The 22,697-nt window shown below is 67.4% G+C and carries 32 protein-coding genes; 3 read left to right on the plus strand and 29 right to left on the minus strand.

Features of this window, described 5'->3' with window-relative positions; all coding sequences use genetic code 11:
• Positions 1-5: 5 nt before the first annotated feature.
• The 13 genes from K3551_RS16135 to folK all read right to left on the minus strand — a co-directional run bounded on the left by K3551_RS16135 (position 6) and on the right by folK (position 9,975).
• Positions 6-335, minus strand: a complete 330-nt coding sequence (locus K3551_RS16135; RefSeq protein WP_259915606.1) for a DUF1491 family protein — start codon at positions 333-335, stop codon at positions 6-8.
• Between the two features lie 156 nt (positions 336-491).
• Entirely contained in the window at positions 492-1,412 is a 921-nt protein-coding gene (era, locus tag K3551_RS16140; RefSeq protein ID WP_259915625.1) for a GTPase Era, read from the minus strand.
• 52 nt (positions 1,413-1,464) lie between these two features.
• On the minus strand, positions 1,465-2,151 hold the full coding sequence (gene rnc / locus K3551_RS16145; RefSeq protein ID WP_259915626.1) for a ribonuclease III: 687 nt from the start codon (positions 2,149-2,151) through the stop codon (positions 1,465-1,467).
• Positions 2,148-3,047, minus strand: coding sequence for a signal peptidase I (gene lepB, locus K3551_RS16150; RefSeq protein WP_259915636.1), 900 nt, complete (start codon positions 3,045-3,047; stop codon positions 2,148-2,150). The genes rnc and lepB (K3551_RS16150) overlap by 4 nt, the downstream gene beginning before the upstream one ends.
• 259 nt (positions 3,048-3,306) lie before the next feature.
• On the minus strand, positions 3,307-4,092 hold the full coding sequence (gene lepB, locus K3551_RS16155) for a signal peptidase I (protein ID WP_259915649.1): 786 nt from the start codon (positions 4,090-4,092) through the stop codon (positions 3,307-3,309).
• A 72-nt stretch (positions 4,093-4,164) separates the two neighbouring features.
• Positions 4,165-4,578: a holo-ACP synthase gene (gene acpS / locus K3551_RS16160; protein ID WP_259915651.1), complete on the minus strand. Its 414-nt coding sequence runs from the start codon at positions 4,576-4,578 to the stop codon at positions 4,165-4,167.
• Positions 4,575-4,766, minus strand: a complete 192-nt coding sequence (locus tag K3551_RS16165; protein WP_259915653.1) for a hypothetical protein — start codon at positions 4,764-4,766, stop codon at positions 4,575-4,577. The genes acpS and K3551_RS16165 overlap by 4 nt, the downstream gene beginning before the upstream one ends.
• A 9-nt stretch (positions 4,767-4,775) precedes the next feature.
• Positions 4,776-5,165 carry a hypothetical protein gene (locus K3551_RS16170; RefSeq protein WP_259915655.1) on the minus strand — a complete coding sequence of 130 codons (390 nt, stop codon included), beginning with the start codon at positions 5,163-5,165 and terminating at the stop codon, positions 4,776-4,778.
• A gap of 62 nt (positions 5,166-5,227) precedes the next feature.
• Complete coding sequence (locus tag K3551_RS16175) at positions 5,228-5,974, minus strand: pyridoxine 5'-phosphate synthase (protein WP_259915658.1); 747 nt, start codon at positions 5,972-5,974, stop codon at positions 5,228-5,230.
• Positions 5,975-6,050: 76 nt separating this feature from the next.
• Positions 6,051-6,755, minus strand: a complete 705-nt coding sequence (locus tag K3551_RS16180) for a DUF2062 domain-containing protein (RefSeq protein ID WP_259915660.1) — start codon at positions 6,753-6,755, stop codon at positions 6,051-6,053.
• A gap of 38 nt (positions 6,756-6,793) precedes the next feature.
• Positions 6,794-8,941 (minus strand): bifunctional (p)ppGpp synthetase/guanosine-3',5'-bis(diphosphate) 3'-pyrophosphohydrolase, encoded by a 2,148-nt coding sequence (locus K3551_RS16185; protein ID WP_259915661.1) that lies wholly within the window; start codon positions 8,939-8,941, stop codon positions 6,794-6,796.
• Positions 8,942-8,967: 26 nt separating this feature from the next.
• Positions 8,968-9,321: a DNA-directed RNA polymerase subunit omega gene (rpoZ, locus tag K3551_RS16190; protein WP_220747205.1), complete on the minus strand. Its 354-nt coding sequence runs from the start codon at positions 9,319-9,321 to the stop codon at positions 8,968-8,970.
• An 87-nt stretch (positions 9,322-9,408) separates the two neighbouring features.
• On the minus strand, positions 9,409-9,975 hold the full coding sequence (folK, locus tag K3551_RS16195; RefSeq protein ID WP_259915665.1) for a 2-amino-4-hydroxy-6-hydroxymethyldihydropteridine diphosphokinase: 567 nt from the start codon (positions 9,973-9,975) through the stop codon (positions 9,409-9,411).
• 113 nt (positions 9,976-10,088) lie between these two features.
• Between folK and K3551_RS16200 the strand changes: the two genes are divergently transcribed.
• Positions 10,089-10,658, plus strand: a complete 570-nt coding sequence (locus tag K3551_RS16200) for an NYN domain-containing protein (RefSeq protein ID WP_259915666.1) — start codon at positions 10,089-10,091, stop codon at positions 10,656-10,658.
• 146 nt (positions 10,659-10,804) lie between these two features.
• Positions 10,805-11,218: an ester cyclase gene (locus K3551_RS16205; RefSeq protein WP_259915668.1), complete on the plus strand. Its 414-nt coding sequence runs from the start codon at positions 10,805-10,807 to the stop codon at positions 11,216-11,218.
• 33 nt (positions 11,219-11,251) lie between these two features.
• On the opposite strand, the gene K3551_RS16210 is transcribed toward K3551_RS16205, so the two are convergent.
• From K3551_RS16210 to def, 15 genes are all read right to left on the minus strand, one after another.
• Complete coding sequence (locus K3551_RS16210; protein ID WP_259915670.1) at positions 11,252-11,875, minus strand: trimeric intracellular cation channel family protein; 624 nt, start codon at positions 11,873-11,875, stop codon at positions 11,252-11,254.
• Complete coding sequence (locus K3551_RS16215) at positions 11,872-12,327, minus strand: NUDIX pyrophosphatase (RefSeq protein WP_259915672.1); 456 nt, start codon at positions 12,325-12,327, stop codon at positions 11,872-11,874. Before K3551_RS16215 ends, K3551_RS16210 begins: the two co-directional genes overlap by 4 nt.
• Positions 12,328-12,544: 217 nt before the next feature.
• Positions 12,545-13,006, minus strand: a complete 462-nt coding sequence (gene rnhA / locus K3551_RS16220) for a ribonuclease HI (RefSeq protein ID WP_259915673.1) — start codon at positions 13,004-13,006, stop codon at positions 12,545-12,547.
• Positions 12,999-13,586, minus strand: a complete 588-nt coding sequence (locus tag K3551_RS16225) for a trans-aconitate 2-methyltransferase (RefSeq protein ID WP_259915675.1) — start codon at positions 13,584-13,586, stop codon at positions 12,999-13,001. The genes rnhA and K3551_RS16225 overlap by 8 nt, the downstream gene beginning before the upstream one ends.
• On the minus strand, positions 13,583-14,038 hold the full coding sequence (locus K3551_RS16230; protein ID WP_259915677.1) for a DUF3429 domain-containing protein: 456 nt from the start codon (positions 14,036-14,038) through the stop codon (positions 13,583-13,585). The genes K3551_RS16225 and K3551_RS16230 overlap by 4 nt, the downstream gene beginning before the upstream one ends.
• 73 nt (positions 14,039-14,111) lie before the next feature.
• Positions 14,112-14,729 carry a LysE family translocator gene (locus K3551_RS16235; RefSeq protein WP_259915679.1) on the minus strand — a complete coding sequence of 206 codons (618 nt, stop codon included), beginning with the start codon at positions 14,727-14,729 and terminating at the stop codon, positions 14,112-14,114.
• Positions 14,730-14,778: 49 nt separating this feature from the next.
• Positions 14,779-14,904: a hypothetical protein gene (locus K3551_RS16240; protein WP_259915681.1), complete on the minus strand. Its 126-nt coding sequence runs from the start codon at positions 14,902-14,904 to the stop codon at positions 14,779-14,781.
• 410 nt (positions 14,905-15,314) lie between these two features.
• Positions 15,315-16,130, minus strand: coding sequence for an N-acetyltransferase (locus K3551_RS16245; protein WP_259915684.1), 816 nt, complete (start codon positions 16,128-16,130; stop codon positions 15,315-15,317).
• A 34-nt stretch (positions 16,131-16,164) separates the two neighbouring features.
• Positions 16,165-17,115 carry a 4-hydroxy-3-methylbut-2-enyl diphosphate reductase gene (gene ispH, locus K3551_RS16250; RefSeq protein ID WP_259915686.1) on the minus strand — a complete coding sequence of 317 codons (951 nt, stop codon included), beginning with the start codon at positions 17,113-17,115 and terminating at the stop codon, positions 16,165-16,167.
• A gap of 24 nt (positions 17,116-17,139) precedes the next feature.
• The gene (locus K3551_RS16255; protein ID WP_259915687.1) at positions 17,140-17,571 is read right to left on the minus strand and encodes a GNAT family N-acetyltransferase; all 432 of its coding nucleotides are present in this window, start codon (positions 17,569-17,571) and stop codon (positions 17,140-17,142) included.
• A complete protein-coding gene (locus K3551_RS16260; RefSeq protein ID WP_259915690.1) occupies positions 17,568-17,813 on the minus strand; it encodes a hypothetical protein in 246 nt (81 codons plus the stop codon). The genes K3551_RS16255 and K3551_RS16260 overlap by 4 nt, the downstream gene beginning before the upstream one ends.
• Complete coding sequence (locus K3551_RS16265; protein ID WP_259915693.1) at positions 17,810-19,393, minus strand: GMC family oxidoreductase; 1,584 nt, start codon at positions 19,391-19,393, stop codon at positions 17,810-17,812. The genes K3551_RS16260 and K3551_RS16265 overlap by 4 nt, the downstream gene beginning before the upstream one ends.
• 116 nt (positions 19,394-19,509) lie before the next feature.
• Positions 19,510-19,746, minus strand: a complete 237-nt coding sequence (locus tag K3551_RS16270; RefSeq protein WP_259915695.1) for a hypothetical protein — start codon at positions 19,744-19,746, stop codon at positions 19,510-19,512.
• A gap of 57 nt (positions 19,747-19,803) precedes the next feature.
• Positions 19,804-20,721, minus strand: a complete 918-nt coding sequence (gene fmt / locus K3551_RS16275) for a methionyl-tRNA formyltransferase (protein WP_259915696.1) — start codon at positions 20,719-20,721, stop codon at positions 19,804-19,806.
• Between the two features lie 40 nt (positions 20,722-20,761).
• The gene (def, locus tag K3551_RS16280; RefSeq protein ID WP_259915700.1) at positions 20,762-21,250 is read right to left on the minus strand and encodes a peptide deformylase; all 489 of its coding nucleotides are present in this window, start codon (positions 21,248-21,250) and stop codon (positions 20,762-20,764) included.
• A gap of 107 nt (positions 21,251-21,357) precedes the next feature.
• Between def and K3551_RS16285 the strand changes: the two genes are divergently transcribed.
• Positions 21,358-22,248 (plus strand): NAD-dependent epimerase/dehydratase family protein, encoded by an 891-nt coding sequence (locus K3551_RS16285; RefSeq protein ID WP_259915708.1) that lies wholly within the window; start codon positions 21,358-21,360, stop codon positions 22,246-22,248.
• Here K3551_RS16285 and K3551_RS16290 read toward each other — a convergent pair.
• Positions 22,245-22,694 carry a peptide deformylase gene (locus K3551_RS16290; RefSeq protein ID WP_259915709.1) on the minus strand — a complete coding sequence of 150 codons (450 nt, stop codon included), beginning with the start codon at positions 22,692-22,694 and terminating at the stop codon, positions 22,245-22,247. The genes K3551_RS16285 and K3551_RS16290 overlap by 4 nt on opposite strands.
• Positions 22,695-22,697: the final 3 nt, after the last annotated feature.

Here is a 22,697-nt window from a genome sequence, read left to right on the forward strand (position 1 = left end):
GCGCCTCATGCCAGCCCGTCCTCGTCCAGAAGATGGCGGCCCTGGCGGTCCTCCACCTCCAGGACCCAGAGATCGGGATCGAAGCCCGCCTGCCGGGCGCAGGTCGCATCGCAGGACCGTTCCTCGCCTTCCGTCAGGGTGATCCAGGCGCGGTCGCCGGTCATCAGGTCAAAGCTGCGCTGGAACACGCGCGCCTGCCCGTCGAGGGTGTTGAGTTTGACCAGCACCGCGCCAGAGGTGTCGTCGCCGTGCCGGGTCACGAAACAGGGAATACCGTGCAGGTCCAGCCGCTTGCGATAGGCGGAAACCCAGAACGAGGCGGTGAGGCGCGTCATTGGGCGAAAGCGCGCGCGGCACGCCGGGGTTTCCTCGGGCCGATCGACGGAGAAAGCGCAGCAGACCCTGTCGCGGGCCCACCAACATCTTTGGTCGTCCAAGGTTCTCCGCGCCCCCGGTTCTGCGGGTCGGATATCGGAGCCTGCGCCGGGGTCTCAGCCATCCTTGAAATCAAGGCCCATGGCGTCGAAGCGTTCCGCCTCGTCCAGCCAACCGGGCCGGACCTTGACCTGAAGAAACAGGTGGACGCGGTGGCCCAGGAAAGCCTCCAACTCGGCGCGGGCGGCCTGGCCCACGGCCTTGGTCGTCTCGCCCTTGCGGCCCAAGACGATGCCTTTGTGGCCGTCGCGGATGACATAGATCACCTGGTCGATCCGGGCTGATCCGTCGGGGCGGTCTTCCCAGGCTTCGGTCTCGACGGTCAACTGGTAGGGCAGTTCCTGATGCAGGCGCAGGGTCAGTTTCTCGCGCGTGATTTCGGCGGCGATGGCGCGGAGCGGCGCGTCGGCAATCTGGTCTTCGGGGTAGAGCCAGGGACCTTCGGGCACGCGGTTGGCCAAGTCGAGGCGCAGGTCGTCGACGCCGTGGCCCTTTTCGGCAGAGATCAGGAAGGTCCCTGCAAAGGGATAGCGGTCATTCATCTTTTGCGTCAGCGCCAGCAGGCGGTCGGCCTGCACGCGGTCGATCTTGTTGATGGCCAGCAGAACCGGGGTGTCGCCTTCGCGCCGTTCATCCAGCCCCTTGAGAATGGCCTCGACGCCCTCGGTCAGGCCACGATGCGCCTCGATCAGCAGGACGACGACATCGGCATCGGCGGCCCCGGTCCAGGCGGCGGCGACCATGGCACGGTCGAGGCGACGTTTCGGACGGAACAGACCGGGCGTGTCGACAAAGACCAGCTGTGACGCGCCTTCCTGCGCGATGCCACGGATGCGGGCGCGGGTCGTCTGAACCTTGTGGGTGACGATCGACACCTTGGCCCCGACCATCCGGTTGAGCAGGGTCGATTTGCCGGCGTTCGGCTCTCCGATCAGGGCGACGAAGCCGGCGCGTTGGGTCTGGGTCTGATCGCTCATGAAGGGCCTTTCGGGCGCAGGGCTGAGGGTGCGCATCCGCGCGTCAGTCGATTTAGGACGTCTGGTCCAGTTTTGCCAGAAGGGCCTTGGCCGCCGCCTGTTCGGCGGCGCGTTTCGCGCTGGCGCAGCCTTCGGCGGTCTGGCCATTTTCCAGCTCTGCCTGAATGCGGAACACCGGCGCGTGGTCGGGTCCGTCGCGGCCCTGCACGACGTAGCGCGGCGGGGTCATGCCACGGGCCTGGGCCCATTCCTGCAGCGTCGTCTTGGCGTCGCGGGCGTCATCCTCGACCCGCGCGGGGCGGTCGCCCCAAAGCCGCAGGATCAGCGCGCGCGCCGCGTCCAACCCACCATCGAGATAGACAGCGGCGATCAGCGCCTCGATCCCGTCGCCCAACAGCGCCATCTTGCGACGGCCACCGGTGACCTGTTCGGATTTACCCAGCTTGAGCACCGCACCCAGGTCGATGTCCCGGGCGATTTCGGCGCAGGTTTCCTTGCGGACCAAGGCGTTGAACCGGGGGGCAAGCTGGCCCTCGCTGGCGGTCAGGTCCGCGTCCATCAACGTCTCGGCCATCACGAGGCCAAGGATACGGTCGCCCAGGAATTCCAACCTTTGGTTGTCGGGGCGTGTAGACGACGAAAACGAGCTGTGCGTCATGGCGCGCACCAACAGGTCCGGGCTGTCGAAGGCATAGCCAATGCGGTCCTGAAAGGCGGCGAGGTCGCGCGAAAGTTTCATTCGCTGCTCCAGGGCATGATCATGACCCGTCCGCGCAAGGCTGCGACCGGCACGGGGCCGTAGCCGCCGTTTGCAGGCGTCACGCGACTGTCGCGGGCCACGTCGCGGTTGTCGCCCAGAACGAAGATATGGCCGTCGGGGACGGTCACAGGGGCCATCGTGTCCAGCGGCCCATCGCCGTCGTCGCGGACCGGGTGGGCGGTACCATCGGGCAGAACCTCGGTGCAGCCCGCAGGTGCGCAGAGGGGGGAGGTCAGGGTCGCGGGCTGACCGTCGATCACCGGCAGCCCGTTCTGCATGGCGACATTCTGGCCGCCCGTTGCAATGGCGCGCGAAATATAGAGCCGCTCCCGGCCGGTTTCGTCAGGCATCGAGAAGGTGACGATATCGCCCGGCCCGACGCCATCCAACCCATAGGCCAGGTTCAGGAACACCTCGCCCCGGTGCAGCGTCGGTTCCATGTGGGCCGATCCGATACGGTGCGGTGCCCAGAAGGCGCGCGACGCCATGGCCAGAACAAGCACCGCCAGCAACGCAGTGCCCAGGCGGTAGCGGGCGCTGTCCCGAAAGCGGGACGGATCAACGGGCCGGGCCTTTGCGAAAAGCGCCCAGATCAGAAGGCACAGGCCAAGGACCGGGATCGAGAACAGGATCGCAAACCAGCCGCTGCGCCCCATGTCGTGCAGGCGCCGGATGATCGCCCCGATCCAGGCCGCGAAGCTGAGGCCGAAGGCCGTGTGAAACACGATCCGTGCCCAAAGCGGGGCCGAGTCGAGCGGCCCGCCGAAGACGAGGATGATGGAGACGACCTGAAAGGCGAGCGTCCAGAACAGCAAGGCTCCGCGCCCGCCGGTTCCGGCGATGCCCAGAGGACGGCGCAGCTGTGCGTCGCTCATGCGCGGCCTCCGGCTGTATCGGCGCGGGCCCATTTTGTCGGTGGCCTCGATCCGTGACTGTCCGGGGGCTGGGCTGACCCTGTTCCCATAGGTCTCAATCCTTCCCTTGACGCAGCGTAGCCCGGAAAAGCCCCAACGCCAAAGGCGGATGCACAGAAATTGTGCCGCAGGGCGTTATTCGGAATCGGGACAGGGATGCGGGCAAGGGGATCAGGCTGCCGCGACCGGGGCGCGGCGGCCCCGGTCGCGGATGGGGCCATCAGACGATCTTCTCGAAGAACCGGTCCAGACGCCAGGTCCAGAAGAACAGCATCCGGCTGCCTGCCGAAGAGAACACGACGCGATCCGCCCGCCCGATCAGGTTCTCGTAGGGCACGAATCCGACCCCCCCGATGGAGCGCGGCACCCGGCTGTCGGAGGAATTGTCGCGGTTGTCGCCCATGAAGAAATACTGGCCGGCAGGCACCGTGTAGACCGGCGTGGTATCAGTGCGGAAATTGCCGATGTTCAGGATCGAATGGGCGTGGCCGCCCGGCAGCGTCTCGACCGCACGTTCCTTGATGCACTCGGCCCCCTCACCCACGGGGGAATTGGCGCAGCGCGGCAGGATCTGTTGCGGGCCCTGAGGGGCCATCGTTTCGACGAAGGGGTCGGCGACGGCGATCTGAACCGGAGTGCCGTTGATCACGAGGCGGCCATTCTGCATCTGCACGGTGTCGCCCGGCAGGCCGATCAGGCGCTTGATGAAATCGTCGTTGGTGACCGGGTGGCGGAACACGATGACGTCGCCACGCTCCGGCTCTGATCCCAGCAGACGGCCGGAGATCGGGCACATCGAAAACGGACAGGAGTGGCGCGAATAGCCGTAGGCCATCTTGTTGACGAACAGGAAATCCCCGATCAGCAGCGTGTCCTTCATCGACCCCGATGGAATCCAGAACGGCTGAAAAAACAGGGTGCGGAAGACGCCCGCGATCAACAGCGCCCAGAAGATCGTCTTGACGGTTTCCCAGGGGCCGTCCTTCTTTTCGACTTTGCTCGCCATGCCTGCCTGCCTTGGTGGTGAAAGCCTGTCCCTGCCCCCTGCCCCGGCGGCTGTCAACCGGGGCGGGCCGGTTCAGGCGAAGGGGCGCGCCTCGATCACGACGAAGGCCTGCGCCCAGGGGTGATCGTCGGTCAGCGAAACATGGATGATCGCCTCGTGCCCGTCCGGTGTCATCGCGTCCAGCCGCTCTGCCGCCCAGCCGGTGACGGCCATGACCGGTTGGCCCGTGTGCAGGTTGGTGACGGCCATGTCCTTCCAGGCGATGCCCATGCGCAGACCGGTGCCCAGGGCCTTGGAGCAGGCCTCCTTTGCGGCCCAGCGTTTGGCATAGGTCGCGGCCTCGCCGCCCTGGGTCTTGTCGCGATACCTGGCCTTGCGCTGCTCCCGCTCGGTAAAGACGCGGTTGCGGAAACGGTCACCAAAGCGATCCAATACGCCCTCGATCCGCTCGATGTTCGCCAGATCGGTGCCGATGCCCAGGATCATGACGTGGCCTTGCGTGTCGCGGACATCACCCGGTCGCGGATCGGACCCACGCCGGACGGTGCCGGGCCGGCGGTCAGGCGCAGTGCCGCCCTGCGCGCCCGCGCCTTGGCGGTCGCGACCACGACAGGGGATGCAGACGCGGCGCAGATCACGGCGCAGGTCACAAGACCAAGGCGGAGGCTGTCCATCGGCGGCCCTCAGGGGATGGTGACCGTGCCGGTGGCGCGGTTGACGGTAAAGGTGATCACGCGGGCATCGCCAAGCCCGTCGACGGCGGGCACCGTGACGGTCAGGCCCCGCGCCGGGTCGTAACTGGCGTTTGCGCGCGACAGGAAGAGACCGCCATAGCCCAGCCCCTCGCCTGCGGAAATCAACCGGCAGTCGAGAAACCTCATCTCCGGGTCCGGGAAGGTCACGAGGATGTGATAGGCGGCGGCGGCCGGTTCTTCGGTGTCGAGTGCCACGAGGCGGATCGCGCCGTTGGCAAAGGTGCGGGTCGGGTCGGTCCAGTCGATGTTGCGCGCATTGGCCTGCCAGGTGTCGCACTCATGGACCTGTTGCGCCTGAGCCGGGACGGTGGCGAGCAAAAGCAGCAGAACCTTCGCAGAAAGCCCGGGCCAGAGGTTTCGATGACAGGTCCACTGCGGCATCACGCGACGCGCCGCGCCAGGTCCATCAGCCGGCGCATTTCGGCCATCGCGGCGGGCAGGCCCCGGAAAACCGCCTCTCCGATCAGGAAATGGCCGATGTTGAGCTCGACCACCTGGGGGATGGCGGCCAGCGGTGTGACAGAATCGTAGCTGATGCCGTGGCCCGCGTGGACCTCCAGCCCCAGGTCGGCGGCCTGGGCGGCGGCGGCGATGATCCGTTCCAGCTCGGCGGCGGCGGCGTCGGTGCGGCCTTCGTCCACGGCGTCGCAGTAGCTGCCGGTGTGGATCTCGACGACCTGGGCCCCGACACGGGCCGAGGCCTCGATCTGACGCGGGTCGGCGGCCACGAACAGCGAAACGCGCGCGCCCATGTCCACCAGCGGCGCGATATAGGCGGTCAGACGGTTGGCGTCGCCCGCGACCTCCAGCCCGCCTTCGGTCGTGCGCTCCTCGCGCTTTTCGGGCACGAGGCAGACGGCATGGGGCCGGGTCGCCCGCGCGATGCGGGACATCTCTTCGGTTGCGGCCATTTCGAAGTTGAGCGGGATTTCGATCGCATCCTTGATCGCGGCCATGTCGGCATCGCGGATGTGGCGGCGGTCTTCGCGCAGGTGTGCGGTGATGCCGTCGGCCCCCGCCGATTGCGCGGCAATCGCGGCGCGCACCGGATCGGGAGAGGCCCCGCCGCGCGCGTTGCGCAAGGTTGCCACATGGTCGATGTTGATGCCCAGCCGCAGCCTGTCCATGTCTGCCTCTTTGGTTGTTCAGCCCTGTCCTAGCGGAACTGGACCGCCCTCTCCAACCCCTCGCTTGCGGGTTGGGTCAGACGGGGCCGTCTTCGGGCGGGAGCGGATGCTTGCGCGCGGCACGCTCGGCCTTGGTGGCGGCTTTCTCGGCTGCGCGCAGGGCGGCCTTGCGACGGATTTCTTCCAGCTTTTTCTTGAGCGCCCCGCGCCGGCGCCGCTGATAGGCTTCGATCAGCGGCAGGCTGATCGTGTAGGCGGCGATGCCCGTCACGATCCCCGGCAGCAGGCCACCGACAAGCCAGGGATAGAAGACATCGTGCCAGAACAGTTCCGTTGCGCGCCAGTTCACCGGCTCACCGATCAGCCAGTACCAGGCATTCCAGAGCAGATCCTCTCCGGCGCCGAAGAACTTGTCGAAGATATTCTCGTCGACCTCGGCGTTGATGTTGGTGCCCAGCATCCAGTGTCCGAGGTTCATGGACACGACACCGATGGGCACATAGGTCAACGGATTGCCAAAGAAGGTCGCAAGCAGCGCAGCCATGATGTTGCCACGCACGACCCAGGCCAGGATGGCGGCCACCAGGAAATGCAGACCGTAAAAGGGGGTGAACGTCGTGAACACGCCCACCATGATGCCCCGGCTGATCTTGCGCGGGGTATCGGGCAACCGACGGACCCTGTGTTTCACATAAAGCGCCGCCCGCCCCCAACCGCCGCGCGGCCAGAGCGCCCGGAGAACGACCTGCCAGATCGGCAATCTGTCGCGGCGTTTGAACACGTGTCAGTCCTTTCGGGCGCAGGCGCGCGCCCCTTGGGTCAGGCCTGCGCCTCGGCCGTCTGCGGGCGCCGGTCGGCCGTCGCGCGGTGTCGGGACACTTGGGCGACGTCGCTGTCGGTGTCGGCCGCGACGATGACGGAATGCAGATGCTCGGCGTCGCGCACCTCCACGTCGATGAAAAGCCGGAAGAAATCGGGTTTCCGGTCGACGAACCGCAGATCCGAGATATTGGCGTTCTGCTCTGCAATCAACGTGCAGATCCGCCCCAACACGCCCGGATTGTTGGAAATCGTCATTTCCAGCGTCACGGCATTGCGCGCGGCGTGGTGGCCCGGGTTCCAGTGCAGGTCGACCCAGCGATCGGTCTGATCCTCGAATTCGACCATGCGGGGGCAGTTGATGGCATGAACGGTGACGCCGCGGCCCCGGTTGGTCACGCCGACGATGCGTTCGCCCGGCACCGGCTGACAACAGGGCGCGCGGTCATAGGTGGCCCCCGCATCCAGGCCTACGATGGCGCTGCCGGCGGCGACATCCGGTGTGGGGCGCGCCATGGCCAGTTCCGGGTAGAGCGCGTCAACCACCAGCCGGGCCGACACCTCCGATGCGCCGATCGCGGCGAGCAGGTCCTCTTCTCCGTCCAGCTGGTGCAACTGGGCGGCCTTTTCCAAGGCTTTCTCGGTGGCACGTTTGCCGACCTGGGCAAAGGCCGCGCGGGCCAGTTCGCGGCCCAGGCGGACGTGGCCGACCCGCCGCTCGGCCTTGAGCGCGCGGCGGATCGCGGATTTCGCGCGACCGGTGGTGGCGATGTCGATCCAGGTCGCCTGGGGGGTCTGCCCCTCGGCGGTGACGACCTCGATCGACTGGCCGTTGCGCAACCGCGTCCACAGCGGCACCCGCATCCCGTCGACCCGTGCGGCCACCGTCTTGTGCCCGATCCGGGTGTGGATCGCATAGGCGAAGTCGATGGGCGTCGCCCCCTTGGGCAGCTTGATGACGTCGCCCTTTGGCGTGAAGCAGAACACCTGATCGGTGTACATTTCCAGCTTTACCGCCTCCATGAACTCCGCATGGTCGGAGGCCTCCTCGAAGCGGTCGGTCATCTGGCGCAGCCATTCGGCGGGATCGACGGCAAAGCGGTTCTCCGCCCGGACCCCATCGCGATAGGACCAATGGGCGGCCACGCCGCGTTCGGCGACTTCGTGCATTTCACGGGTGCGGATCTGCACCTCGACCCGTTTGCCGTCGCGGCCCGACACGGTCGTGTGGATGGACCGGTAGCCGTTCGATTTCGGTTGGCTGATGTAGTCCTTGAACCGTCCCGGCACCGACCGCCAGCGTTGGTGAATGGCCCCCAGTGCCCGGTAGCAATCGGCCTCGGTCGCGAGGATGATGCGAAAGCCGTAGATGTCCGACAAGCGGGAGAAGCCGATTTCCTTCTCTTCCATCTTGCGCCAGATCGAGAACGGGCGTTTCGCCCGGCCGATCACCTGGGCTTCGGTCCCGGCCTTTTCCAGCTCGGCCTCGATGTCGTGGGTGATGCGGACGATGACGTCGCCGGTTTCATGGCGCAGCGACACGAACCGGCGCAGGATGGAATTGCGCGCCTCGGGGTTGAGGACGGCAAAGGCCAGGTCCTCCAGCTCTTCGCGCATCCACTGCATACCCATGCGTCCGGCCAGCGGGGCATAGATCTCCATCGTCTCGTGGGCCTTCTGCGCCTGTTTCTCCGGCTTCATGTGCTTGATCGTGCGCATGTTGTGCAGCCGGTCGGTCAGCTTGACCAGAATCACGCGCATGTCCTTGGACATGGCCATGAAAAGCTTGCGGAAGTTTTCTGCCTGCTTCGTCTCGGAGGAGGTCAGTTCCAGGTTCGTCAGCTTGGTGACGCCATCCACCATCTCTGCGATTTCGGCACCGAACCTGTCGGTCACCTCGGCATAGGTCGACCGGGTGTCTTCGATGGTGTCGTGCAAAAGGGCGGTGATGATCGTCGCATCGTCGAGACGCTGTTCCGTCAGCAGGCAGGCGACGGCAACGGGATGGGTAAAATAGGCTTCGCCAGACCGGCGGGTCTGCCCTTCGTGGGCGGCCTGCGCGTAGGCGAACGCATCGCGGATCATCGCCGCGTCGGTCCGGGGATTGTAGGCGCGCACCAGCGCGATCAGGTCGTCCGCCTCGATCATGGCGCGCGCTTACCCCTTAGCCGGTCTTACTTCTGAACCTGCGCCTCCATCAGCGCGCGCAGAAGCTTTTCTTCGGACATGTCGTCCTGGGCCGGAGCGTCCTTTTCGACACCCATCAGCAGGGCCATCGAATCCTCTTCGGGTTCGTCGACCTCGATCTGGGTCTGGTTCGACTCGATCAGACGCTCGCGCAGATCGTCGGCTTGCTGGGTTTCGTCGGCAATCTCACGCAGGGCAACAACGGGGTTCTTGTCGTTGTCGCGATCCACGGTGATCGGCGAGCCGGTTGCGATTTCGCGCGCACGGTGGGCGGCGAGCATCACCAGCTCGAACCGGTTCGGAACCTTGTCGACGCAATCTTCTACGGTCACGCGGGCCATCGGGCGCACCTCGGGCAGGGAAACAGGAAGGCAGGACTTAACGCCGATGTCAGGACTTGACAAGACCGTCCCAAGGCCAATTGCAATCTAAATCGGGCCCAGTTTCGCTATCCCTCTTCGGGCGGCCGGCGGCAAGGCGGCTGCCATGTCGGCCACGCGCCGCCCCGTGAGGGGATGCCGCCAGCCCGGCGCGACCTGCGCCAGCGGCAAAAGAACGAACCCGCGGTCCTGCATCCGGGGATGCGGCAGGATCAGCCGGTCCGGCACACGCTGCGCCTGGCACCCGGGATCCAGCGCAATCCACGCGCGTGCCGTGACGTTATCCGGTCGCACCATCGCGCTGCTGGCAAGCAGGTCCAGATCCAGACTGCGCGCCGCCCAGCGGCGGGTCCGGATGCGCCCGAACCGCGCCTCGATCCGGTGCAGTCGCGCCAGCACCTGACCCGGCGACAGCGCGGATCGGAAACACCCGGCTGCATTGACGAAATCGGGCCCGATCCCTGGCGGCCAAGCCGGCGTCGCAAAGGCATCGGACAGCCGCAAACCGGGACCGAAGGTCGTCCGCAACACACCGGCCGCACGGGCCAGAGTGCGCGCATTCGTGGCGCGGCTGCCGCCAGAATTGGCACCAAGGGCAATGAGGTGTAGGATCAACGAAGGGCCTCGGGGGATATTGCGGGTTTGCGCAATCTGACTACATAGGTCCGTCACGGAAGTCAGCCGTCGGATCACTCACTCACCGGCGGCCCGCTCCGAAAGGAAAAAACATGTTCTATCGCGATGAGCGCCTGGCGCTGTTTATCGATGGTTCGAACCTTTATGCCGCCGCCAAGGCGCTTGGTTACGACATCGACTATAAACTGCTGCGTCAGGAATTTGTCAGGCGTGGCAAGCTGTTGCGCGCCTTCTACTACACGGCCCTGTTGGAAAACGAAGAATATTCGCCCATTCGTCCATTGGTTGACTGGCTGCAATACAACGGCTTTTCCATGGTCACGAAACCGGCCAAGGAATTCACCGACAGCCAGGGCCGCCGCAAGGTCAAGGGCAACATGGACATCGAGCTGACGGTCGATGCCCTGGAGACGGCAGAACATGTCGATCACATTGTCTTGTTTTCCGGCGACGGTGATTTCCGCCCATTGGTGGCCGCGCTTCAGCGTAAGGGCGTGCGGGTGTCCGTCTGTTCGACCGTGCGCAGCCAGCCGCCCATGATCGCCGACGATCTGCGCCGCCAGGCCGATAATTTCATCGAACTGGACGAATTGCGCGACGCCATCGGCCGCCCCCCGCGCGAGGTTCCCCCGGCACAACAGGCCGAGATCGCCGCCGGCTGACGCAGACACGGCCCGCTCAAGTTTTGCGCGCACCCGCCCCAGTTTCGGGCGCGCGCTCCTCCCGGGTGCGATTTTCCACCCCGGTCCCTTGCTCTTTGTCCGATCGGCCCATCCATCCTGTCGCGGGACATCAAGAGGATACCAAGATGACAATCGAACAGACCGCACGCGATTTCTTCGAGGCCTGTGAGACGGGTAAAGGTTGGGATGTCTGCAAGGGCTACTGCCACGAAGACGGCAGCTTCGCCTGCCAGGCCGATGCTCTGGCGGAGGTCACGACCCTCGCCGATTATGCCGCCTGGATGCAGGGCCTGCTGACGCCGATCCCGGATGGCCACTACGAGTTGACCGCCTTCGGGACCGACGCGGATCGGCAAACTGTGGTCGCCAGCGCGATCTTCAAGGGCACACAGTCCGGCCCCGGTGGCCCTGTGGAGCCGACAGGCAAAGCCGTCGCCTCCGACTATGCCTATGTCATGCAGTTTGAGGACGACAAGATCCGACACATGACGAAGATCTGGAACGACACCCTGGCTCTACGGCAGCTCGGCTGGGTCTGACGCCGGCTTCTTGCCACAGGCCCGCGCCTGCCGTCAGCTTCGCGGTGGACGCGCCCGGAACGACGGCAGGCGCCACCCATACCGGATGGAGCCCGCCCGCAGCCCGAAGGTGACGGCGGCGCAGGCCGCCAGCACCGGCCATTGTCCTGCCCCCAACTCTCGCGCCAGGACGGCTGCGGCCCCTCCGGCCAGGGCTGCGGTCACATAAAGCTCGCCCTGTTTCAGGACCAGCGGCACCTCGTTGCAGACAACATCGCGCATCAGCCCGCCCATGGACCCGGTGACGATCCCCATCACCAACTGCACCCAGATGCCTTGCCCCAGGCCAGCCGCGACCCCGACACCGGCGGCCACGGCCACCGACAGGGCCACGGCGTCCAGCCAGACGATCCAGGTCAGCCGCGATTGCAAAAGATGGTGGGTGAAGAAGACGATCAAGGCGACCAGGGCCGCCAGGGCGACCGGCGTGCCATCGGCGATCCAGAACACCGGGTCGCGGCCCAACAACAGGTCGCGTACGGTGCCGCCCCCCACCGCCGTCAGGCAGGCAACGAAGGCAAATCCCACAACGTCCAGCTGCGCGCGCGCACCGACCAGCGCGCCGGTGATGGCAAAGACCAGGACGGAGGCGAGGTCGAGCGCGGTGATCAGCGTCATGGCAGGTCTATCCTCAGGTCGGGGTGCGGCGTGGTATCCCAAAAGGTGGCGCGGATGTCGCGCAGCAGGCGGCGCTGATTGGGAAACGCGACGCGGGCTTCGGCATCCGGCAGGGACAGCCAGCGCGCCGCGTCGTGTTCAGCATTCAGCCGAGGCTCCGCCCCCGGTCCCACACGGGCCACGAACACCACGCCGGTGACGATGCGGTCGCGGGCGGGCAGATAGAATTGCTCCAGGCAGTCGGCGGACCAGAGGCTGTCGGGGCGCAGGCCCGTCTCCTCGGCCAGTTCGCGCACGGCTGCCTGCCAGGCGGTTTCTCCGGGTTCGATCTTGCCCACGACCTGCGACCAGGCCCCGCGCGGCGGATGCACCCGGCGGAGCAGCAGGACCTCGGGGGTCTCCGCACCGTCGCGCAGAACAAAGACGGAGGCGATCTCTGCCATCGTGCTCATCCCCGTCCCCGGATCGTGGCGCGCGCCCGGCGGGTGCGCGGGGCAAAGGGGGGCGGATCATCCGCCGCGCCCGGACGACTGTCGTCGCCGACGGGGCCTTTCCGGGGCACCGCGGCGGGGGCAATCCCCCCCTTGCCCCCTTGCGCCCCCGCATGCGCAGGGTGGCACGCCAGAACCGCCGCGCCGCGTCGCACCACCGGACAGGCGACCGGGCGCATCAGCCCTTCTTTGGCTTGAACGGGGCCATTCCGGCGCGGGCCAGGGCATCGGCGCGCTCATTCTCGGGATGGCCGGCGTGGCCCTTGACCCATTTCCAGTCGACCGAGTGGCGGGCTTGCGCGTCGTCCAGCCTGCGCCACAAATCCTCGTTCTTGACCGGCTTGCGGGTCGAGGTCTTCCAGCCGTTCCGCTTCCACCCGTGCAGCCAGGCGGTGATGCCGCCCTTCACATAGGCGCTGTCGGTCACGACGGTCAGGGTCGAGGGCCGCTCCAACGCCTCCAGCGCCGAAATCGCGGCCATCAGTTCCATGCGGTTGTTGGTGGTCTCGGGCTCGCCGCCCTTCAACTCCCGCTCTTTTACGACGGCCCCGTCGCGGGTCGCGACCAGCAACGCGCCCCAGCCCCCCGGCCCCGGATTGCCGGAACAGGCCCCGTCGGTATAGGCAATCAATTCAGGCACGGGCAGTCACCGTGACATAGGGGTCATCGGTCCTGGCCAGCCCCTTGCCGTGGCCATGGCGTATCGTCGTGACGGTCAATCCCGCCTCCTTCATCCAGAATGTCAGCTCCGCCTCGGTGACGTAAGCATAGTGGCGCCCCAGCGCGTCGCGCCCTTCACCGGTGCCGGTCTTCATCGCGATATAGACCGCACCGCCCGGGCGTGTGGCGCGGGCCATTCGGGTGATCAGGTCCGGCAGGTCGGCCCGCCGCGCGTGCAGCAGCGAAAAGCTGGCCCAAAGCCCGTCGTAGGCCGCCGTCGCGGTCAGCGCATCGAAGCTGTGCCGTTGCGCCGTGACGCCCGCGTGCCGGGCCGCCAGGGCAACCATTTCAGGCGCGGCGTCCCAGGCGGTGACGTCAAAGCCGCGCGCGGCCAGCCATGCCGCCATGCCACCCGGTCCGCACCCCAGGTCCAGCACCTGCCCGCCGGGCGCCAGGAGGTCGGCAAAATCGATCAGGTCCTGCGGGATATCCCCGTCGAAGACGGCAGCGTAGGTGTCTGCCTGTTCGGCGTAGACGCGCAGCGTCCGCGCGTCCGTCACAACACCACCGGCAACAGACAGGCCACGACGCCCGCCGTCAGGATCATCCGCAGCTTCATCCACCAGCGCGGGGCCAAGCCCTGCTGCCAGAACAGCCAGTCCAACCCCAGCAACCCCACGAACCCGGCGATCAACGCGATGCCCGCCGACACCGGCCCGCCCCCGGTCATGAAGAACGCCCAGAGCGCGGGCAGCACCGACAGGGCATAGCCCGTGGCGGCCACGCGCCCCTCGGCGCGGGTTGCGAACCCCCAGAGAACACCGGACATGAACGACAGGATGACGGAGCCATAGAACAGGCCCACGTAGGGCCCGACAAAACGCGGGCCGATCCACTGCGCCGTGAGTGTGGCAAGCATGGGCGACCAGATGGTGACTGCGCCCCAGGCGAACGGCAACAACCCGGCCAGGCCAAGGATCAGGGCAAAGAAAGGGATGCGGTCAGACGACATGCCGTGCAGATGCCATGTCCCGCCCAAGGGGGCAAACCCATTCCCGACAGGGGCCTGCGGGGGTCTGCAGGACCTATGCCTTTTCCAGCACCAACCGCCCGGCCAGGGCCGCAAAGATCATCGCAAAGGACCGGTTGAGCCAGGCCATGACGCGGGTGCTCGACATCAGCCAGTCGCGGAAATGGCTGGCGAACAGGCCATAGGCCGCGAACGTCGCGAAGGTCATCACCATGAAGGTCGCGCCCATGGCCGCCAGTTCCAGCGAGGCCGTGTCCGGGTTGCCGGACAGGAACGGCGGCAGCAGCGCCAGAAAGAAGATCGACAGCTTCGGGTTGAGCGCGTTGATCAGCACCCCGCGCCAGGCCACGCGCCACAGCGGCTCTGCCACACGGTCCGCCGGCCTCACGGCCAGCGCGCCCGTCTGGCGCAGCGCGCCCCAGGCCATCCACAGAAGATAGGCCACCCCGGCAAGCTTGACGGCCGTGAACAGCACAGCCGAGGCATGCAAAAGCGCGGCAAGCCCCAGTCCGGCGGCGGCAAGCGCGGGCAGAATGCTGAGCGTGCAGCCCGTGGCGGCGGCCAGCGCGGCGGCACGGCCCCGGCCCAGCCCCATGGCCAGCGTATAGATCGCCCCGGTGCCGGGGGTGAGAACGACCACAAGGGCGGTCAACAGGAATTGGATCGAAAGCATGAGGGGACCCTGCCCGAGGCGACACCATCGGGCAAGGTCAGCGTGGCCCCTAGTTGTCCAGCGGGGCGTCGATACGCACCGGCATTGCATCAGCCGAAATCGCCTGCGGCAGGATCGCGACCGACATGAGCAGGGTTAGCAGCATCGTCAGGGGAATGGTCAGTGTGTAGGGCATCGTCGTCTCCATCGGCAGAGGGATGCGGCATCGGCCGCCTATGCACTGACAATAGCGGTGCGGCATCCGGTCGCATAACCACATCTGATCACGGATCGCGGCGCAGACGTGAGCGCCCCCTGCGCGCGTCGCTTGTCCAAGGCTCAGCCGATGCTTCGGTCCGGGACCATGACCCGCTCCGTCGCCCAGGTCGCAGTGATCCTGTTGGCCGCGCCACACGCCTGGGCGCAGTTCTGTCACAGCAGCCATGGCGGGGCCTGCGTGCCGGTGGACGTTGCAGACGTGGATTGCGCGGGCGGCAACGGGGCTGGACCGGCCCTTTGCGCAGGAACCGCTGCGGGGGGTCGGGCCGGACGTCTACCAGTTGGACCGCGACGGCGGCGCGATCGCGTGCGACCGCCCGGCGGCGGTCACTTGGTCATGCGCCCGCCCGGCAACAGGGCGGGATCGGCAAGCCCCAGGACCGCGGTGTCCGTTTCAGACAGGGCCGCGCGGCGGCAGATCGCCTCCGACGGGGCATTGCCCGGCTCTACCCCGGTAAAGAAGGTGCTGAAGCCGTAACGGTCCGCCATGCGCAGCGTGACCTCTGCCCCCAGTCGCAGGGACAGGCGCGCGCCCCGGCGGTCGGGGTGGGTCGCCAGCATCCCCCACCAGCAGGTCGTCGCCCCCTGCGGGTGATCGGGGTGGTAATAGGCCGCCGCCGCCGCACAGGCCACGACGCGGCCCGACGGCTCGACGGCCAACAAGGCGGCACCGGGCCGGGTGGCCCCGGTCAACACGTCCAGCGCGGGCGGCAGGACGCCACAACCCAGCGCCATCTCACCAAAGGCGGCAAGGACATCGTCCGGCGTTTCCGCATCCAGCCAGACCATCGACAGGTCGCCCGGCCAGCCGTCGCCCGCCACCTCCTTGCGCGCCGCGTCCACCACAGGCGCACCCCCTGCCCAGATCGCATAGTGCACAACGCCCAGGCCAAGGGCCTCGGCCTGCTGCCGGAGGGTGGAAACGGAGGAGTGCGGGACGTTGCAGCAACTGCCGTTGCCCTGCAGCCGGGCCAACGACACCAGACGGCCCAACCCCTCCGGGTCGGGCGCGGCCAGGCCGACGGTGCGTCCATAATAGGTCAGCCCCGGATCGTCGCCCAGCAGGTCGAACATCGCCCGCCCCCGCGCCAGAAGCGCGCGTTGCGCGTCATTTCCAAGGTCCTGCCGATCGTCTGTGCCCATGATGCCGCCCCCTGCGGGGCAAATCGTGCAACGGTCAGGCCGGTTCGCGCAAGACGCGCGGCACCTTGAATTCCACGTTTTCCTCGGCGGTGACGACCTTTTCGACCGTCATGTCGTAGCGGTCACCAAAGGCAGCCACCACCTCGTCGATCAGAACCTCGGGGGCCGAGGCGCCTGCCGTGATCCCGACGGACCCGATACCGTCAAGCGCGCGCCAATCGATATCCGTCGCCCGCTGCACCAATTGCGCATAGGCACAGCCCGCACGCGCGCCCACCTCGACCAGCCGCCTGGAGTTCGAGGAATTCGGGGCCCCCACCACGAGGATGGCGTCGCACTTGGGGGCCATCACCTTCACCGCTTCCTGTCGGTTGGTGGTGGCATAGCAGATGTCTTCCTTGTGGGGGCCGACGATGGCCGGGAACCGCGCCTGAAGTGCGGCCACGACCTCGGCCGTGTCGTCGACGGACAAGGTGGTCTGGGTGATGAAGGCCAGGCGTTCAGGGTCCCGCGGGGTCAGGGTCGCGACATCGGCGGGGGTTTCGACCAACAAAACCTCCCCTTCGGGGAGCTGGCCCATGGTGCCCACCGTTTCCGGGTGACCGGCATGACCGATCATCACCATTTGCAGGCCGTTGTCGTGATGGCGCGCGGCTTCCAGATGGACCTTCGAGACCAGCGGACAGGTTGCATCGACAAAGACCATCTCTCGCGCCTGGGCGGCGGCGGGGACGGATTTCGGAACGCCGTGGGCCGAGAAAATCACCGGGCGGTCGGGCGGACATTCCTCCAACTCCTCGACGAAAACGGCCCCCTTGTCGCGCAGCCCGTCCACGACGAAGCGGTTGTGCACGATCTCGTGGCGGACGTAGACGGGCGCGCCCCATTTCTCCAACGCCAGTTCGACGATCTTGATGGCGCGGTCCACACCGGCGCAGAACCCGCGCGGCGCGGCAAGGTAAAGGGTCAGGGGCGGCTTCGTCATCGGCGGTCTCCTTCGTAGTCGGACCTAAGGATCGGCGGGCGTCCCGTCCAGTGGCAGGGTGGCGCGGCGGTAGGTCACGCCAGACTTGTCAAAGGGCACCCCCGAAAGCGTAAAGCCCAGCCGCGTATAGAACGCCCCTGCGGTCACACGCGCGTCACACCACAGCAGGCGCGCGCCCTGGGCGGCCAGATGTCGCGCCCCCGCCCGCACCAGACGCGCGCCGATCCCCTGCCCCTGCCGATCGGCAGCAACCGCCAGCTTGCGCAGCCGCGCGCCGGTCCCATCGCGATAGAAAGACCCGACACCGATCAACCCGCCATCAAAGGCCCCAAGGTGCAGCGCGTCTGCATCCCCGTCCACCGCCAACGCCGCCAGGGGCAGATCCGGCCACAGCACCGACTGGCGCAGCGGCAACGTATCCTGCGCCGCGATCTGGCGCACCTGCGGCGCGCTCATCGGGCGAACGCAGCCCGCATCGCCCCGCGTTCCTCGGTCACGCCCCCGGCAAAGGGCGCGCGTCCGGCCCGAGCATACCAATAGGCAGCATTGCCAGCGTCGCCTTCCACCCGGTGCAGATGGGCGTGCAGCCAGGCGCAGGCCTCGCCCCGTCCGGCCTGTGCGATGTCATGGGCCGCGTCCCAGCCGCCGGCCTCCAACGCGGCAAGGCCACGCAGGGCGGTGTCTGTATCCTCGCTCATGCCTCTCCCCTTTTCCGATCTTGCAGCAGCATCGCCGCCGCCTTTTCCGCGATTGCCAGAACCGGCGCATTGGTGTTGCCACTGGTAATCGTCGGCATGACGCTGGCGTCCACCACCCGCAACCCGCCGATGCCCCGCACCCGCAACCGGTCGTCCACCACACGACCCATGCCGCAAGTGCCCGTCGGATGAAAGATGGAGGAGGCATTGCGCGCCACCTCCGTCAGCAGCGTGTCACGGTCGGCGTGCCCCTCGCCGGGGCGGATTTCCCGAGGTGCATAGCGGGCCATCGGGGGTTGCCGCATCAAGGCGCGGGTGATCTGCATGGCACGCAAGGCGGTGTTCCGGTCGACCTCCTCCGCCAGGTAATTGGGCTGGATCGAGGGGGCCTGCAACGCGTCCGGTGTCACCGCGTGGACCGAGCCGCGCGAATGGGGCCGCAGGTTGCAGACGCTGGCGGTAATCGCGTCGAACGGGTCCAGGTTCTCGCCAAAGTGTTCAAGGCTGAGCGGCTGGAAATGAAACTGCAGATCCGGCGTCGCCAGATGATCGGCAGAGCGGAGAAACGCCCCCAGCTGACTGGGGGCCATCGACAGGGGACCGGATCGGCGGAGCGCATATTCCGCCGCAATCCGCGCCTTGCCCAGCCAGCCCGCGCTGCGCGTGTTCAGCGTCTCTGCACCGCTGACGCGAAACACCGGGCGCATCTGCAGATGATCCTGCAAATGGCCCCCTACCTGCGGCAGGTCGGCCCGCACTTCGATCCCCAGCCCCTGAAGGTGCGCGCCATCCCCCACCCCCGACAGTTCCAGCAGGTGCGGCGAGCCGATGGCCCCCGCCGCCAGTACAACCTGCCGCGCCGCGATCCGCGTGCCGTCGGTCAGCGTGACGCCGCAGGCGCGCCCGCCGTCCAGATCGACGCGCGCCACAGGGGCGCTCACCCGGACCTCCAGGTTGGTCCGGTGCCGTACCGGATGCAGAAACGCGCGCGCCGCCGACAGCCGCCACCCGCCGCGCTGCGTCACGTGGTAATAGCCGACGCCGGCATTGTCGCCCCGGTTGAAATCAGCCACCTCCGGCACGCCGGTGGCGGTGACAGCGGCCTTGACCGCATCCAGGATCGGCCAGTGCAATCGCTGCCGATTGACGTGCAGCTCACCCTCCCGGCCATGGGCCACGTCTTCGCCGCCAAAGAACGCTTCATGGGCGCGGAAATGCGGCAGCATGTCGTCCCATCCCCACCCGCGATGTCCGGCCTGCGCCCACCCGTCCCAATCGGCGGCCTGGCCGCGGATGTAGATCATCCCGTTGATCGACGAACAGCCGCCCAGCACGCGCCCGCGCGGATAGGCCAACGCCCGCCCGGCCAGCCCCGGCACCGGGTCCGTCCGGAAACACCAGTCGGTGCGCGGGTTGCCCATGGTAAAGAGGTATCCGGCAGGCACATGGATCCAGGGATAGGTGTCGCGCCCGCCCGCCTCCAGCAGTAGGACGCGCGTGGCGGAATCGGCGCTCAGCCGGTTGGCCAGAAGGCACCCGGCCGTGCCCGCCCCGACAATGACGACATCACACGCTCCCATGCCCTCAGACGACCACGATGGGCCCTGTCTTGGCAATGATCCGTTCCGGGTGCCGCAGGGTCACCCCTGTTTCTCTGCTTTGAAAATATCCCGGGGGTCCGGGGGCTGGCCCCCGGCTATCGCCGCCAATGGGTCGGCACGACGATCAGGGCCCCGACCGACGCCAGGATCGCATTCAACCCCGGAGAGCCGAACCCGAAGCCGAACATCAGCGCCACGAAGTAGAAGACAAAGGCCCCGCCCACGCAAATGATGATGCTGGGCAGGATCCCGTTATGCGTAAAGCCCGTGCGCTCCGCAGCATACCCCACGATGCCTGCAATCACGACAGTTCCGATCAGCGTTGGAAACATGCGACCTCCGTTGCGGTCAGTGGGCAGGATTGCGGACCGGGTATCGGCGCGCAAGGGTCACTCCGACAGCGCGTCGCCGGGGTCCAGTCTCGCCCCGTTGATCCAGTCGCTGCCGGCTATGGGGCCGCGGCCCGCGGGCTGCACCTCCAGCAGGTCGACCAGACCCGCCCCCGTGCCCACACGCAGGCCCGGTCCTTCGGCCAACGTGCCCGGCGCGGCCTGGCCCTCGTCTGCAATGGCCTGGGCGCGCAACAGTTTCAGCCGGCCGCCGTCGCGGGACACGAAGGCGCCCGGAAACGGCGACAGGCCGTTGATCTGCCGGGCAATGGCGGGGGCCGCCAGGGTCCAGTCGATCGCCGCCTCGGCCTTGTCGATCTTGTCGGCGTAGGTCACGCCGTCCACCGGTTGCGCCACCGGCGACAACGTGGCCAACTGCGGCAAGACGCGCCCGATCAGACGCGCGCCCATCTCTGACAGGCGGTCGTGCAGATCGCCCGTGGTCTCGGTCTCGCCGATGTCTGTGGCCTCGCGCATCAGGACCGGGCCGGTGTCCAGCCCGGCCTCCATCTGCATGATGCAGACGCCCGTGCGCCGGTCGCCCGCCATGATGGCCCGGTGAATAGGGGCCGCCCCGCGCCAGCGTGGCAACAGCGAGGCGTGGATGTTCACGCAACCCAGCCGGGGCGCGTCCAGCACCGCCTGCGGCAGGATCAGCCCGTAGGCCACGACCACGGCCACGTCCGCCTGCAACGCGGTGAATTCGGCCTGGGTCTGGGCATCGCGCAACGTTTTCGGATGGCGCACCTCCAGCCCCAGCGACTCGGCGCGGGCCTGCACGGGCGACGGGCGCAGTTTCTTGCCCCGCCCCGAAGGCCGCGGGGGCTGGCTGTAGACGGCCACGACCTCATGCACCTCGGCCAGCGCATCCAGCACCGGGACCGAGAACTCGGGCGTTCCCATGAAAATCACACGCATCTGCGCCTCCCCTCAGGGCGGGGCCTGTCCCCGCCATGCCTCAAACGATCCGCGCGGCTTTCTTCAGCAGCATGTCGCGTTTCAATTTCGACAGGCGATGGATATAGAGCTTGCCGTCCAGATGGTCGATCTGATGCTGCACCGATGTCGCGCGCAGCATAACGAAATCCGTCTCTTGCTGGGTTCCCGTCTCATCCAGGTAGGCCACCGTAACGGCGCGGGGGCGTTTCACGACAGCCGAAACGCCAGGCAGGTTGGGCGAGGCTTCCACGTGTTCGCGAAACTGGCCCGAGGCATGCAGGATGCGCGGATTGGCCAGATAGGTGACGCCTTTGCCGTCGTCATCGACGATGGCCAGACGTTGCGGGATGCCCAGTTGCGGCGCGGCCAGGCCCACGCCCGGCATGGCGCGCATCGCCTCGACCATCTCGGCCCAGATGGCGCGGGTTTCGTCGGTCACCGTATCCACAGGGGCGGCGGGGGTTGTCAGGCGCCGGTCGGGCCAGCGCAGAAAGGGGCGGTGCGTCATGAGCGTTAGGTGGCGCAAACCGGCCCGGAGGTCCAGCGCGCAAAGGGCTTGACCTCGACCATGGTCGAGGTCGCAGACCTGCAACCAGAACGACGATGGAGACGGATATGCGGGTATTGATCCTGGGAGCAACGGGGCTGATCGGCCGCGCCGTGGCGACGGAGCTGGCGGCAGCGGGGCATCGGGTCACGGGCCTTGCCCGCGGCACCACCGCGGCGGCCCGTCTGACCGCGGCTGGCCACAAGGTGCTCAGCGGCGACCTGAGAGCACCCGATACCTGGAGCGCGGCCACGCGGGGGTTCGATGCGGTCGTGCACTGCGCCGCTACCTTCGAAGCCGACATGGGGCCGGTGGACCACTTGGCTATCGAAGCTCTGGCACGGGCCAACGCCGGGCGCGCTGTATCCCTGCGGCTGTTGCTGACCGGCGGCTGCTGGCTCTATGGCGACACGGGCGGGGGAATTGCGACCGAATCGACGCCCTTCGCCCCGATCCCGGCCTTCGGCTGGATGACCCGCAGCATGGCATTGGCGCAGGCGGCGGCGGAACTCGCTCCGGCCATGGTGCATCCTGCGATGGTCTATGATGCCGGGGGCGGCGCCTTGCGACGTCTGATCCAAGAAATCGCGGCAGGGGGAGCGGCGACGATCTGGGGCGGGGTCGGTGCGCGCTGGCCGCTGATCCACGCGAAAGATCTGGCGCGCGCCTACCGCCTCGTGCTGGAAACACCCGAACCGGCGGGTCATTGGAACGCCGCCGCGCAGGAGGGCGTCGCGGTGACCGAGATCGTCGCGACACTGGCCCGCCGGATGGGCCGCCCGGCGCGCCATCGGTTCCTGCCACTGTCCGAGGCCCGCTCCCGAGTCGGCGACTGGGCCGAGGGGCCTGCGCTGACCCAGCGCATGTCGAGCGCGAAACTGCGCGCGCGCCTCGCATGGGAGCCCCGTCACACCGATCTGGCGCAGGTTCCCCTGCACTGCTTGCCGGTCGTCGCCTAGCAGGGGTCGGCAACCTCCGGGTGATCGAGGATCAGCACACCGTCCAGATGGTCCATCTCATGCAGGACGCAGGCGGCGGCAAAGCCGGTGAAGGTCTCGCTCCGGCGTCCCCCCGCCGCGTCGAAGGCCAATGTCACACGTGCCGCCCGTGCCACCCGACGGGGCGTGTCGGGAATGGACAGGCAGCCCTCGGTATTGACCTGCCTGCCCGCGCGGCCCGTGACCACCGGGTTCACAAAGACGCGAGGGTCCGGCAGACCCTCTTTCCAGGTGCAATCCATCACAAACAGGCGCAACGCGCGGCCCACCTGCGGGGCGGCGAGACCTCGGCCAGGGGCGGCGTACATCGCCGCAAGCATGTCACGTGCAAGATCCGTCACATCGCCGGTGACAGGCGCACAGGGCGCGCGCAGGATCGGATCGGGGTGCAAGCGGATCGTCAGCATGGG

It is taken from the genome of Jannaschia sp. M317 (assembly GCF_025141175.1).
In the GTDB taxonomy this organism is placed as follows: Bacteria; Pseudomonadota; Alphaproteobacteria; order Rhodobacterales; family Rhodobacteraceae; genus Jannaschia.

Excerpts from the sequence above, each read along its gene's own strand:
- K3551_RS16210 (WP_259915670.1), bottom strand. The coding sequence starts at position 11,875 with ATGACGCTGATCACCGCGCTCGACCTCGCCTCCGTCCTGGTCTTTGCC.
- K3551_RS16215 (WP_259915672.1), bottom strand. The coding sequence starts at position 12,327 with ATGAGCACGATGGCAGAGATCGCCTCCGTCTTTGTTCTGCGCGACGGT.
- K3551_RS16185 (WP_259915661.1), bottom strand. The coding sequence starts at position 8,941 with ATGATCGAGGCGGACGACCTGATCGCGCTGGTGCGCGCCTACAATCCC.
- K3551_RS16200 (WP_259915666.1), top strand. The coding sequence starts at position 10,089 with ATGTTCTATCGCGATGAGCGCCTGGCGCTGTTTATCGATGGTTCGAAC.
- K3551_RS16175 (WP_259915658.1), bottom strand. The coding sequence starts at position 5,974 with ATGGACAGGCTGCGGCTGGGCATCAACATCGACCATGTGGCAACCTTG.
- K3551_RS16255 (WP_259915687.1), bottom strand. The coding sequence starts at position 17,571 with ATGAGCGCGCCGCAGGTGCGCCAGATCGCGGCGCAGGATACGTTGCCG.
- rnc (WP_259915626.1), bottom strand. The coding sequence starts at position 2,151 with ATGAAACTTTCGCGCGACCTCGCCGCCTTTCAGGACCGCATTGGCTAT.
- acpS (WP_259915651.1), bottom strand. The coding sequence starts at position 4,578 with ATGATCCTGGGCATCGGCACCGATCTGGCGAACATCGAGCGGATCGAG.
- K3551_RS16265 (WP_259915693.1), bottom strand. The coding sequence starts at position 19,393 with ATGGGAGCGTGTGATGTCGTCATTGTCGGGGCGGGCACGGCCGGGTGC.
- rpoZ (WP_220747205.1), bottom strand. The coding sequence starts at position 9,321 with ATGGCCCGCGTGACCGTAGAAGATTGCGTCGACAAGGTTCCGAACCGG.
- K3551_RS16285 (WP_259915708.1), top strand. The coding sequence starts at position 21,358 with ATGCGGGTATTGATCCTGGGAGCAACGGGGCTGATCGGCCGCGCCGTG.
- ispH (WP_259915686.1), bottom strand. The coding sequence starts at position 17,115 with ATGACGAAGCCGCCCCTGACCCTTTACCTTGCCGCGCCGCGCGGGTTC.
- K3551_RS16165 (WP_259915653.1), bottom strand. The coding sequence starts at position 4,766 with ATGGACAGCCTCCGCCTTGGTCTTGTGACCTGCGCCGTGATCTGCGCC.
- K3551_RS16205 (WP_259915668.1), top strand. The coding sequence starts at position 10,805 with ATGACAATCGAACAGACCGCACGCGATTTCTTCGAGGCCTGTGAGACG.
- K3551_RS16260 (WP_259915690.1), bottom strand. The coding sequence starts at position 17,813 with ATGAGCGAGGATACAGACACCGCCCTGCGTGGCCTTGCCGCGTTGGAG.
- K3551_RS16235 (WP_259915679.1), bottom strand. The coding sequence starts at position 14,729 with ATGCTTTCGATCCAATTCCTGTTGACCGCCCTTGTGGTCGTTCTCACC.
- era (WP_259915625.1), bottom strand. The coding sequence starts at position 1,412 with ATGAGCGATCAGACCCAGACCCAACGCGCCGGCTTCGTCGCCCTGATC.
- K3551_RS16270 (WP_259915695.1), bottom strand. The coding sequence starts at position 19,746 with ATGTTTCCAACGCTGATCGGAACTGTCGTGATTGCAGGCATCGTGGGG.
- K3551_RS16230 (WP_259915677.1), bottom strand. The coding sequence starts at position 14,038 with ATGTCGTCTGACCGCATCCCTTTCTTTGCCCTGATCCTTGGCCTGGCC.
- lepB (WP_259915649.1), bottom strand. The coding sequence starts at position 4,092 with ATGGCGAGCAAAGTCGAAAAGAAGGACGGCCCCTGGGAAACCGTCAAG.
- def (WP_259915700.1), bottom strand. The coding sequence starts at position 21,250 with ATGACGCACCGCCCCTTTCTGCGCTGGCCCGACCGGCGCCTGACAACC.
- K3551_RS16135 (WP_259915606.1), bottom strand. The coding sequence starts at position 335 with ATGACGCGCCTCACCGCCTCGTTCTGGGTTTCCGCCTATCGCAAGCGG.
- K3551_RS16290 (WP_259915709.1), bottom strand. The coding sequence starts at position 22,694 with ATGCTGACGATCCGCTTGCACCCCGATCCGATCCTGCGCGCGCCCTGT.
- K3551_RS16245 (WP_259915684.1), bottom strand. The coding sequence starts at position 16,130 with ATGGGCACAGACGATCGGCAGGACCTTGGAAATGACGCGCAACGCGCG.
- lepB (WP_259915636.1), bottom strand. The coding sequence starts at position 3,047 with ATGAGCGACGCACAGCTGCGCCGTCCTCTGGGCATCGCCGGAACCGGC.
- K3551_RS16240 (WP_259915681.1), bottom strand. The coding sequence starts at position 14,904 with ATGCCCTACACACTGACCATTCCCCTGACGATGCTGCTAACCCTGCTC.
- fmt (WP_259915696.1), bottom strand. The coding sequence starts at position 20,721 with ATGCGTGTGATTTTCATGGGAACGCCCGAGTTCTCGGTCCCGGTGCTG.